This window comes from Saccharomonospora halophila 8, assembly GCF_000383775.1.
In the GTDB taxonomy this organism is placed as follows: domain Bacteria; phylum Actinomycetota; class Actinomycetes; order Mycobacteriales; family Pseudonocardiaceae; genus Saccharomonospora; species Saccharomonospora halophila.
The window spans coordinates 100,274-110,687 of record NZ_KB912586.1 but is presented as its reverse complement, the minus strand read 5'-3'; the positions used below and the strand labels follow the sequence as shown (position 1 = coordinate 110,687).

The following is a 10,414-nucleotide window of genomic DNA, read 5'->3' as shown; positions in this document are numbered from 1 at the left end:
CGGGCCGGGTGCCTGCCGGGCTCAGGCGTCCACCCGGTCGGGGGTGGGGGTGGGAGCCAGCCGTCCGGTGCGGGTGGCCCACCGCTCGAACACCACGGTGCCGAACGGCGGCACACTCGCCGCGAGCGCCAGCAGCAGGGTCGGCCTCGTCCAGCCCAGCCGGCGGTGGAGCAGCAGCGCGGCGACCACGTAGACGACGAACAGCAGGCCGTGCACGGGTCCGAACACGGTCACCCCGAGGTCGTCGCCGACGGCGACGTACTTGAAGAACATTCCGGTCAGCAGACCGGCCCAGGACAACGCCTCGGCGAGGGCGAGCAGTCGGAAGCGTCCGACGTCGGTGGTGAGCATTCCCGTTCCCTCCGGTGCGGACGGTCGTTGTATGGATGGGTGGGCATGTCCGCGCCCGCGGGTGCGGAGCCCTCCGGTGCAGCATCGCAGAGGTGCGGGCCGGGCGACGGCCCGGCCCTTGTCACGGGAGACGTCCTGTGCTTCACTCTTCAACTAGAACGTGTTCTAGATTCGGGTGGGTGGACAACGATGTGGACCCGTGCGGCGGCGCTGCTGGAGCAGCCCGGCAAGTGGCAGATCGTCGACGTCGAGATCGACGAGCCCCAGGCCAATGAAGTGCTCGTCCGGTTCGTGGCCGCCGGACTGTGCCATTCGGACGACCACGCCGCGACCGGGGACATGCCCGTGGGCAAAATTCCGCTGATCGGCGGTCACGAGGGCGCGGGCGTCGTCGAGTCGGTCGGTCCGGGCGTGCACTCGCTGGTGCCCGGCGACCACGTGGTCGCCCAGTTCGTGCCCTCGTGCGGACGGTGCCACCCGTGCGCCACGGGTCGGGGAAACCTCTGCGACCTCGGCATGTACGCCCTGCTCGGGTCCATGGCGGACGGGACCTACCGGGCGCGGATCAACGGCGACGAGGCCGGGCAGATGACCATGGCCGGAACCTTCGCCGAACGCGCGGTGGTCTCCGAGCACTCGCTCACGAAGGTCGATGACGACATCCCGTTGCACGTCGCTCCGCTGCTGTCCTGCGGCGCCCCGACCGGCTGGGGGTCGTCGGAGTACGCCGCCGAGGTCGTCGCCGGCGACACGGTCATCGTGATGGGCCTCGGCGGCATCGGGATGAACGCCGTGCAGGGCGCGGCCGCACGCGGCGCGGCGTACGTGATCGGGGTCGACCCGGTCGCGTTCAAACGGGACAGCGCCGCCACGTTCGGGGCGAGTCACACCTTCGCCGACATCGAGGAGGCCGCCGAGTTCGCCCGATCGGTCACCAACGGGCAGGGCGCGGAGTCGGTCGTGGTCGCGGTGGGCGTCACCACGGGCGAGCACGTCGGCCGGGCGGTCGACGCGGTCGCGAAGTTCGGCACCGTGGTGGTCACCGGCATCGGCGACGTCAACGAGAACACCCTGCCCACGAACCTGTGGACGCTGGCCATGATGCAGAAGCGGATCCAGGGGACCATCCTCGGCAAGGGCGCACCGTCGGTGGAGATCGGCCGCCTGGCGTCGATGTACCGGGCGGGGCGGCTGAAGCTGGACGAGCTGATCACGCGGACCTACCGGCTGGACGAGATCAACCAGGCCTACGCGGACCTGAACGAGGGCCGCAACATCCGCGGCGTCATCCTGCACGACACCGAGTGAGTCCGGGTGTCGGCGTCTCGCACGGTCCCCGGCCGGGGCGCCGACCCGCCCGGTTCACCCACCGGGGGTGACACAGTGGATCTCCGGTGAGTGCGCGAAGCGCGCTCCGGCGTCGGAGGGGACCCACACCAGCCCCCAAGCCCGGGGCGGCGTCGCGGGAGGCATCGGGCCCGCGCGTCCCTCCGAATCCGCGGTGACGGAGTCGCGGATCCGCACGCCGCATCGGCGGTAGAAACGCAGCTGTGCGCGGCGGCCGAACAGCGACCACCCCAGCGTCAGCACCGGGTCCAGGTCGGGTGCCCGCTGGGAATGACTGGCGGCCACGAACTCCACCCGGCCCGTGTCCCGGTACTTGACCACCTCGTAGGTCACCTTGCCACGTTCGAGGTGCCCGTCGAGCGTCTCGTAGGCCCACCCCCACACCCGGGCACCGTCGTCCCGGGTCTCGTCCACCACCTCGGTGATCCGGACACCGCAGTACAGGTGCAGCCCGTGGAACCGGAGTTGCAGCAGCATGTTCCGGCCGAGCAGTGGCACGGCCGGGTCGTAGAGTGCCCGCACGGACTCCGGGGGCGTGAACTCGTAGTCGCGCACCACACGGCAGGCCCGCTCCCACGGTCCTCCGGGCTCCGGAGGACCGGGCCGTTCCGCGGGGAGCCCGTGCAGATGGGTGTCGAGGGTCCACGCGGGCCTGCGCACCTCGGTCGGGGAGTAGTTGATGCCGGCGTCGGCGAGCGCCGCGAGTTCGCGCGCGGTGTCCGGCCGCCCGAGGCCCCACTGAGCCAACCGGACTCACTCGTGTTCGGTCAGCGCGTCGCCGATCTGCCACATCGTCGGCGGCCACAGGCCCACGAACAGCGCCCGGCGCTCGGCGTTGCCCCGTTGGGCCTGATCCACCGTCTTGGCGCGGATCCACAGGCTGATGCAGAGCACGATCGTGCCCAGTGACGCCAGGTGCAGCTGGGTGGCACGCACGCCCGCCCGGTGCAGAAGTCGGACCACCATGCGTTCCTCCGTGTGTCCTTCGGTTCGTGTCAGCGCCCCCGCGCGGGGTAGGTACAGAGTCTGATACCCCGTTCGTCCCGGTCTCACCACTGACGGAGGGTGCCGATGTCGCGATCTCGCCGGGTGCTCACCGAGCTCGCACGGTGGCTGCTGGGGACCGCGCTGGTCACCTGGCGCTACCTCTGGGAGACGACCCCACTGCACCGGACGGAGTGCCGCGGCGACGCGCGGGACCTTCCGCCGCGGTTGCCCGACGGCCTGATCGACGACCGGGTGCAGCGCAGCGTGGACGGCTACGGGCAGCTGTTCCACCGCCGCTTCCGCGTGCGCATCGCGGAGGCCGGGGTCGACGCCGCCGGGCTCATGGACCGCGTCGTGCACGACTTCAAACACTTCGTGCCCTCGGAGGTCGTGCACATCCACACCACCCGGGGCGGAGCGCGGTCGTTGTGCGCCGGGGACGAGCTGGTGGTGGAGATGCCGGGGCCGTGGGACGGCCCGGTCCGGGTGGTGCATCGCGACGACACCTCGCTGCACCTGGTCACGTTGCACGGGCACCTGGAGGCGGGACAGGTGTGGTTCCGCGCGTTCGGCGACGGCGACCTGCTGGTGTTCGAGGTCGAACTGTGGGCCGCGCCCGCCAGCAGGCTGGTTTACCTGCTGTACGCGCGTCTTCGGCTGGCCAAGGAGATCCAGCTGAACATGTGGGTGCGCTTCTGCCTCGCCGCGGCGGCGACCTCCGGCGGCCGGCTGGTGGACGGTGTGGAGATCTTCACCCACCGGCTCGACGACCTGGGTGAGCGCTCGGGTCCCGCGGGACTCGTGACGGATGGAGGGGCGGTCGACGACCGTCGGTGACCGGTCTCCCGGTACGCCCGGGCGAGGGTCTAGGGTCTTGCGCCGGTCCTGCAAACCAGGCGTTCAAGGAGGAAGCCCGTGCCGGGAACCGGTATATGGCGGACGAAATCGGTCGAACAGTCGATCGCGGACACCGACGAGCCGGACACCCGGCTCCGCAAGAACCTCGGGGCCTGGGACCTGATGGTCTTCGGCGTCGCCGTGATGATCGGCGCGGGGATCTTCACGCTCACCGCGTCCACGGCCGGGGACATCGCCGGCCCCTCGGTGGCGTTGGCCTTCGTGTTCGCCGCGGTCGCGTGCGGGCTCGCGGCGCTGTGCTACGCCGAGTTCGCCTCCACCGTGCCCGTCGCGGGCAGTGCCTACACCTTCTCCTACGCCACGTTCGGTGAATTCCTCGCGTGGATCATCGGCTGGGACCTGATCCTGGAGTTCTCGATCGCGGCCGCCGCGGTGGCCAAGGGCTGGTCGATCTACCTGGAGGACGTGCTGACCACCCTGTTCGGCACGGAGATGAGCACGACCGTGGCCATCGGCGGCGTCGACCTGGACTGGGGCTCGGTGCTGCTGGTCGTGATCCTGGCCACGCTGCTCACCCTCGGCACCAAGCTGTCGTCCCGGTTCAGCCTCGTCATCACGGCCGTCAAGGTGACGATCATCCTGCTGGTCATCGTGCTGGGCCTGGCCTACATCACCCCGGACAACTACACGCCGTTCATCCCGGGCGCCGAGTCCGGCGGCGAGTCCGGCGGCGGTGTCGACCAGTCGCTGTTCTCCCTGCTCGCCGGTGGTTCCGGCAGCGTCTACGGCGCGTTCGGGCTGTTGGCCGGCGCGTCGCTGGTGTTCTTCGCGTTCCTCGGGTTCGACGTCGTGGCCACCACCGCGGAGGAGACCCGCAACCCGCAGCGGGACGTGCCGCGCGGGATCCTCGGCTCGCTGGCGGCCGTGACCGTGCTGTACGTGGCGACCTCCCTGGTGGTCGTGGGCATGGTCCCCTACACCGAACTGGCCACCGACGCCGAACCGGAGGGCCGCAAGACGCTGGCGACCGCGTTCTCCACGCACGGCGTCGACTGGGCGGCCAACGTCATCTCCGTGGGCGCGCTCGCCGGGCTGACCACGGTGGTGCTGGTGCTGCTGCTCGGCCAGCAGCGGGTGCTGTTCGCGATGGCGCGGGACGGTCTGCTGCCGCGCCCGCTGGCGAAAACCGGCTCGCGGGGCACCCCGGTGCGGATGAACGTGCTGGTCGCCACGGTGGTGGCGGTGGCCGCGGGCTTCTTCGACGCGGGCAGGCTGGAGGAGATGGTCAACGTCGGGACGCTGTTCGCGTTCATCCTCGTCTCGGCCGGGGTGCTGGTGCTGCGGAAGAAGCGTCCGGACCTGCCGCGCGGGTTCCGCGTGCCGTGGGTGCCGGTGGTGCCGATCCTGGCCATCGCCGCCTGTGTCTGGCTGATGCTGAACCTGACCGTGCTGACCTGGCTGCGTTTCCTCGTGTGGATGGCGCTCGGCGTGCTGATCTACTTCGCCTACAGCAGGCGGCACTCCCTGCTCGGCCAGCGCGAGCGGGAGGAGCGGGACTCGCCGGAGGAGGAATCGGAGGGGCGCTCCCTCTTCAGGGAGTGATCCGGACCGCTACGGGCGAGGGGCCGGCTGGTCCGGTGGACCGGGGTGCGTCGGGGGACCTGATACACCGCCGACGGTGTCGGGCCGCCGGTCTCCTCGGCCCGTGGCGTGGGACCGCGCTGTCCGACTTTCGGCCTGGGTCACTCGCGTGGTTTGCGGTGGAGGCCAGTAGGACGCGTTGACGCACCGAGGACGGATTGCGCATGCGCAGACCGAGCACGGGAACCAGCAGCGTCTCGAACGCGAGCCACAATGCCACGCCGAACATGGGCCCGCCCACGGCTTGAGCCGTAGTCCGCCGGGCAGTGCGCCGTAGGCCGCTCCGCCTCCGGCACCGTAGATCCAGTGCATCAGCACGATGACGGCTTCCCGACGTTCCCGGGGTTGGCGGCGGAGAACCCCCGGCGCGTGCTCCTGGCTGACCATCTCCGGCGGGGTTGCCTCCCGCAGCCCCAGACGTGTGGTCAACGCCCGCATGCCGCTCATGCTCATCGCCGCCACGGTGCCCCGCGCCGCGGCGTGGAGCACGCGTTCGGCGACCACGCGATCATGGCGTCTCCTCGGCTTCCCCATGAATGACCCCTACCCCCCCTGTTCCTGGGAAAAACCGGTCGCCACACGCTCCTGCGCCGCCGTGCCGTTCCCCAACGGCTCGGCAGGACAATGGTCGGACGAGCCACTACACAGGGGAGGTACCCGGTGCGCGGAGGAAGCGTCGGCATCGTCGGGGGCGGTATCGTCGGGCTCGCCGTCGGCCGCGAGCTCACCCGGCGGTACCCGGGTGTCGAGGTGGTCGTGTTCGAGAAGGAGGACCGGCTCGCCGCGCACCAGACCGGGCACAACTCGGGCGTCGTGCACGCCGGGATCTACTACCGACCGGGAAGCCTGAAGGCCGAGCTGTGCGCGCGCGGTCGGGCGCTGCTGCGGGAGTACTGTGTCGAGCGCGGCCTGCCGTACGAGGCGTGCGGCAAGCTCGTCGTCGCGGTCTCGGAGTCCGAGTTCGGGCGTTTCGACGCCCTGGAGGCCACCGCCCGGGAAAACGGCGTGCCCGGGCTGCGCCGGGTCTCCGGGGCGGGGATCGCCGAGCTCGAACCGCACGCGGCCGGGCTCGTCGCGCTGCACTCACCCGGGACCGCCATCACCGACTACGCCGCCGTGTCCACGGCGTTCGCCGCGGACATCGAAGGGGCGGGCGGCCGGGTGGAGCTGTCCACGGCGGTGACCGGCGTCCGGCACCGTGCCGGCCGGGTCGAGGTCACCACGACCGCGGGGGTGCGCACCGTCGACCGGCTCGTTGTCTGCGGCGGGCTGCACGCCGACCGCCTCGCGCGGCGCGCCGACGGTGTGGACGGCCCCCGCATCGTGCCGTTCCGCGGCGAGTACATGGCGGTCTCGCCGGGCAAGCGGGACCGGGTGCGGGGCATGATCTATCCCGTGCCGGACCCGCGGTATCCGTTCCTGGGGGTGCACTTCACCCGTCGGGTGTCCGGAGAGGTCGAGGTGGGGCCGAACGCGGTGCTCGCCCTCGCCCGGGAGGGGTACCGGCGTCGCGACCTCGTCGGGTCGGATGTGCGCGACCTGCTCGGGTGGCCGGGTTTCCGGCGTATGGCGCGGCAGCACTGGCGGGCCGGAATGGCCGAGATGCGCGGCAGCCTGTCGGTGCGCGCGTACATGCGGGCGGCGTCGCGGTACGTGCCGGACGTCGGCGCCGCCGACGTACGCCGCGCCGGAGCCGGGGTGCGGGCGCAGGCGGTGGACCGGGACGGGTCTCTGGTGGACGACTTCCGGATCGGACACGAGGACGGCATCACCACCGTGCGCAACGCCCCGTCCCCCGCGGCGACGTCGTCCCTGGCGATCGCGGAACACGTGGTGGACCGGATGGGGGTCGACGGTTGAGCGTTGCCGACACGAGGAAGCGGGGCTCTGGAGGTGCGGCATGACTGAACGACACGACGCCGACATCGACCGGATGCTCGCCCGGACCGCCGCCGAGTACGAGAACGAGGACGGCGCGGCCGCCGCCGAGGAGGCCCGCGAGTCGCCCGGATCGGATGTCGGCGAAATCCGCCCGTAGCGACCGGGTGTTTCGGTACGCGCACGCGATGTTCATCATCGCCGGTATTCGGAGGTCGCGGCCGGGCAGCGGGACGCCTTCGTCGCCGCCCATCCGGATCCGCTCCGCTGGGGCAGACAGGCCCCCGGACTCGATCTCGCGAGCACGCCCGATCCGCTCCATCCGGGTCGGGTCTACAACTTCGAACGGTGGGAATCCCGCGAACACATCGACGCGTGGCGGGCCGTCGCCGACGCGCCGACACCGGAATCGCCGTCAGGGACGGCGACATCATGGAGTACCGCGTGACCGACGCGCGGCCCCCGTTCGGCTGAGGTCGTCGGGCCGGGACCTCCGGAGGAACGAACCCATGATCGGCTCGGTGCGGGACCGGATCCGAGGTCGGGGGCCCGAGCTGCTCCGGCGGGTGCGTTCCTCGGACCGGCATGTGCTCAAGTCGACGCTCGCGGCGACCGGGTCGTTCGCCCTGGCGGGTGCGTTGGGTACCAGCGACGCGCCCGTGCTCGCACCGCTGACCGCGCTGATCGTCGTCCAGGTCACCCTCTTCCAGACCCTGACCATCGGTATTCAACGGGTGGCCAGCGTGGTCTCCGGTGTGCTGCTCGCGGTGGGCGTGGCCGGGATCGTCGGGCTCACCTGGTGGAGCATCGGGAGCATCGTCGGTGCCGCCCTGCTCGTCGGGCTCGTGCTCCGGCTGGGGCCGCAGATGAACGAGGCGGCGATCAGTGCCATGCTGCTGCTCGCGGTCGGGGGAGCCTCGGACGTGGCGATCGAACGGGTCTACGAGACGCTGGTGGGGGCGGCCGTCGGGGTCCTGGTCAACGTCGTCGTCCCGCCGGTGCATCTGCGACCCGCGGGCGAGGCGCTGATGCGGCTCACCGACCGGATGGCGGAGTTCACCACCTCGCTCGCCGCCGAGCTGCGTCCGTCGTGGTCGCAAGCGAAGGCCGATCGGTGGTTGACCGAGGCGCGCTCGCTGGTCACCGAGGTCGGCAGAACCGACCAGGCACTGGCCCGTGCGGAGGAAGGGGCCCGGGGCAACCCGCGGGGCCGGGTGACCCAGCGGCGCCAACCCCGGCTGCGCACGGCCCTGACCGGTTTGGAGCGGTGTCTGCTGGCGCTGCGTGAGTTGTGCCGGACGCTGCTGGACCGCACGTACTTCGTGCCGGAGGAGGACGAGGGCAGCGTCTACGGCGACGACGTCCGTGGGGTGCTCGCCGATCTCCTGGAGTCCTCCGCCGGGGCGATCCGCGCGGTGGGGGAGCTCGCGACCTCGGTGTCCGACGCCGGCGTCGAGAACCATCTCCCGGAGATCGCCGAGTGTCGGGAGCGGCTCAGTGCGCTGCTCGTCAACGAACCGCTGCGCGACATCCGCGCATGGGAGCACCACGGTGCCCTGCTCAGCGCCGTCGACCGGCTGCGCACCGAGATCGAGTCGGCGACCCGGTTCCCGGACCAACCGTGGAAACCGCCGCCGGTGACCGAGCAACAGCGCGAGATTGTCCGCCGGTTGCGGCGGGAACGCAGGCCCTTGCGTCGTGACGACCGGAACCGGTGACCGGGTCGCGCACCGGGCGCCACTCGCACGGCGAGCGTATAATGTTCTATACTCGGGCGCAGTGGTGATCCGTGCGCAGGCGGCTCGGTCGATTGGCCGCGCATGTCACACCGGTCCGGCCCAGCGGTGTGGCGGGTCGCGGCGGGCGGCAGGATGGAGCCCCATGTCCCGACCACAGTTCGAGGCGCCCGCACCGGCCGCCGACCTGTACGACGTGATCAACCGACGCCGCGACGTACGCGGGGAGTTCACCGGGGAACCGGTGCCGGAGGACGTGCTGCGCCGGGTGCTGACCGCGGCGCATCTGGCTCCCAGCGTGGGAATGTCCCAGCCGTGGGACTTCGTGCTGGTGCGCGAGGACGACACGCGGCGGCGGTTCCGGGAGCACGTGCGCTCCGAGCGGGACGTCTTCGCCGCCGGACTGGAGGGGGAGCGTGCCGAGACGTTCTCCCGGATCAAGGTGGAGGGCGTCGTCGAGTCGTCGCTGGGGGTCGTGGTCACCTACGACGCCGACCGCGGCGGGCCCGCCGTGCTCGGCAGGCACGCGATCGCCGACGCCGGGCTGTACTCGGTGTGCCTGGCGGTCCAGAACCTGTGGCTGGCCGCCACCGCGGAGGGGCTCGGCGTCGGCTGGGTCAGCTTCTACCGCGAGGAGTTCCTGCGCGATCTGCTGGACATCCCTTCGGGTGTGCGCCCGGTGGCGTGGCTGTGCCTGGGGCCGGTGCGGGAACTCGCGGAGACGCCGGACCTGGAGCGGCACGGCTGGCGCAGCCGGATGCCACTGGAGGACGTTCTGCACCACGAGACCTACGGAGCCCGGCCCGCACGCTGACCGGACGGCGCGGCGGGAGGTCTTTTCCCCGCGGCGTAGCCTGAGTCAACTTAGTTGACACCGAGTGATCCGAGGGAGACGCGGATGGTGGAGGAGGGCGCGCCGTTGACCGGCGCGGCGACGATCGGGCGGTGGTTGGAACACCCGGATGGTGGTCCGGTGCTGCGGGAGATGCTCGTGGCGAGCGGCTTCGACGAGAGCGCGCTCGCCCCGGTGCGCAACGTCCCGCTGCAGCGGCTCGTCGAACTGAGTCGGGGTGCCCTGTCCCAGGAGGTCGTCGAGGACCTGGTGCGGCGGGTCAACGGGGGTGTGCTGCCCGAACAGAGTGGTGACGAGGCAGGGTGGCGGGAGCGGATCGTCGAGGGCCGGTTCGCCGGCCGCGTCGTGGTCGTCACCGGCGCCGCGTCCGGGATCGGCCGGGCCACGGCCTCCCGCATCGTGCGGGAGGGCGGCCGGGTCGTCGCCGTGGACCTCGCCGCCGCCACGCTGGACGAGCTGGTCGCCGAGTTCGACGACACCCGGGTGGTGGCGGTGCCCGCCGACATCACCTCCGACCATGACGTCGCCCGGGTCGTGGCGGCGGCGGAGGACCGGATCGACGGCCTGGCCAACGTCGCGGGGATCACCGACGATTTCAGCCCGGTCCACGAGGTGTCCGACGCGGTCTGGCAGCGGGTGTTCGACGTCAATGTGCACGGGCTGTTCCGGCTGACCCGGGCGGTCGTGCCGGCGATGCTCGCGGCCGGGTCCGGTGCGGTCGTCAACGTCGCCTCGGAGGCCGCGCTGCGCGGCTCGGCCGCCG

Annotated in this window: 11 protein-coding genes and 1 pseudogene; 9 read left to right on the top strand and 3 right to left on the bottom strand. The window is 71.5% G+C overall.

The window, feature by feature from the left end:
• Positions 1–21 precede the first annotated feature (21 nt).
• A complete protein-coding gene (locus SACHA_RS23150) occupies positions 22–351 on the bottom strand; it encodes a DUF3817 domain-containing protein (protein ID WP_019812313.1) in 330 nt (109 codons plus the stop codon).
• A 189-nt stretch (positions 352–540) separates the two neighbouring features.
• Between SACHA_RS23150 and SACHA_RS0118990 the strand changes: the two genes are divergently transcribed.
• On the top strand, positions 541–1,659 hold the full coding sequence (locus SACHA_RS0118990; protein ID WP_019812311.1) for an NDMA-dependent alcohol dehydrogenase: 1,119 nt from the start codon (positions 541–543) through the stop codon (positions 1,657–1,659).
• A gap of 54 nt (positions 1,660–1,713) precedes the next feature.
• Here the strand turns inward: SACHA_RS0118990 and SACHA_RS23145 are convergent, their stop codons facing one another.
• Both SACHA_RS23145 and SACHA_RS0118980 read right to left on the bottom strand, forming a co-directional pair.
• A complete protein-coding gene (locus SACHA_RS23145; RefSeq protein ID WP_019812309.1) occupies positions 1,714–2,445 on the bottom strand; it encodes a DUF1990 family protein in 732 nt (243 codons plus the stop codon).
• Between the two features lie 6 nt (positions 2,446–2,451).
• Positions 2,452–2,664, bottom strand: coding sequence for a hypothetical protein (locus tag SACHA_RS0118980; protein ID WP_019812307.1), 213 nt, complete (start codon positions 2,662–2,664; stop codon positions 2,452–2,454).
• A gap of 105 nt (positions 2,665–2,769) precedes the next feature.
• Between SACHA_RS0118980 and SACHA_RS0118975 the strand changes: the two genes are divergently transcribed.
• From SACHA_RS0118975 to SACHA_RS23140, 8 genes and pseudogenes are all read left to right on the top strand, one after another.
• Entirely contained in the window at positions 2,770–3,522 is a 753-nt protein-coding gene (locus SACHA_RS0118975) for a hypothetical protein (protein WP_028663347.1), read from the top strand.
• Positions 3,523–3,600: 78 nt separating this feature from the next.
• On the top strand, positions 3,601–5,145 hold the full coding sequence (locus SACHA_RS0118970) for an APC family permease (protein WP_019812303.1): 1,545 nt from the start codon (positions 3,601–3,603) through the stop codon (positions 5,143–5,145).
• 699 nt (positions 5,146–5,844) lie between these two features.
• Positions 5,845–7,044, top strand: a complete 1,200-nt coding sequence (lhgO, locus tag SACHA_RS0118965; RefSeq protein ID WP_019812301.1) for an L-2-hydroxyglutarate oxidase — start codon at positions 5,845–5,847, stop codon at positions 7,042–7,044.
• Positions 7,045–7,084: 40 nt separating this feature from the next.
• Positions 7,085–7,222 (top strand): hypothetical protein, encoded by a 138-nt coding sequence (locus tag SACHA_RS24700; protein ID WP_019812299.1) that lies wholly within the window; start codon positions 7,085–7,087, stop codon positions 7,220–7,222.
• Positions 7,223–7,327: 105 nt separating this feature from the next.
• Positions 7,328–7,510 (top strand): annotated as a pseudogene (locus SACHA_RS24190) (hypothetical protein); the annotation flags it as partial.
• Positions 7,511–7,571: 61 nt separating this feature from the next.
• Entirely contained in the window at positions 7,572–8,780 is a 1,209-nt protein-coding gene (locus SACHA_RS0118950) for an FUSC family protein (RefSeq protein ID WP_019812295.1), read from the top strand.
• A gap of 163 nt (positions 8,781–8,943) precedes the next feature.
• Entirely contained in the window at positions 8,944–9,612 is a 669-nt protein-coding gene (bluB, locus tag SACHA_RS0118945) for a 5,6-dimethylbenzimidazole synthase (protein ID WP_019812293.1), read from the top strand.
• A gap of 84 nt (positions 9,613–9,696) precedes the next feature.
• On the top strand, positions 9,697–10,414 hold a 718-nt coding region (locus tag SACHA_RS23140), incomplete at its 3' end, for an SDR family NAD(P)-dependent oxidoreductase (RefSeq protein ID WP_039739799.1).

Bases quoted from the DNA above. Each gene is read 5' to 3' on its own strand.
- SACHA_RS24700 (WP_019812299.1), top strand. From the start codon at position 7,085: ATGACTGAACGACACGACGCCGACATCGACCGGATGCTCGCCCGGACC.
- SACHA_RS0118950 (WP_019812295.1), top strand. From the start codon at position 7,572: ATGATCGGCTCGGTGCGGGACCGGATCCGAGGTCGGGGGCCCGAGCTG.
- bluB (WP_019812293.1), top strand. From the start codon at position 8,944: ATGTCCCGACCACAGTTCGAGGCGCCCGCACCGGCCGCCGACCTGTAC.
- SACHA_RS23150 (WP_019812313.1), bottom strand. From the start codon at position 351: ATGCTCACCACCGACGTCGGACGCTTCCGACTGCTCGCCCTCGCCGAG.
- SACHA_RS0118990 (WP_019812311.1), top strand. From the start codon at position 541: ATGTGGACCCGTGCGGCGGCGCTGCTGGAGCAGCCCGGCAAGTGGCAG.
- SACHA_RS0118980 (WP_019812307.1), bottom strand. From the start codon at position 2,664: ATGGTGGTCCGACTTCTGCACCGGGCGGGCGTGCGTGCCACCCAGCTG.
- SACHA_RS0118975 (WP_028663347.1), top strand. From the start codon at position 2,770: ATGTCGCGATCTCGCCGGGTGCTCACCGAGCTCGCACGGTGGCTGCTG.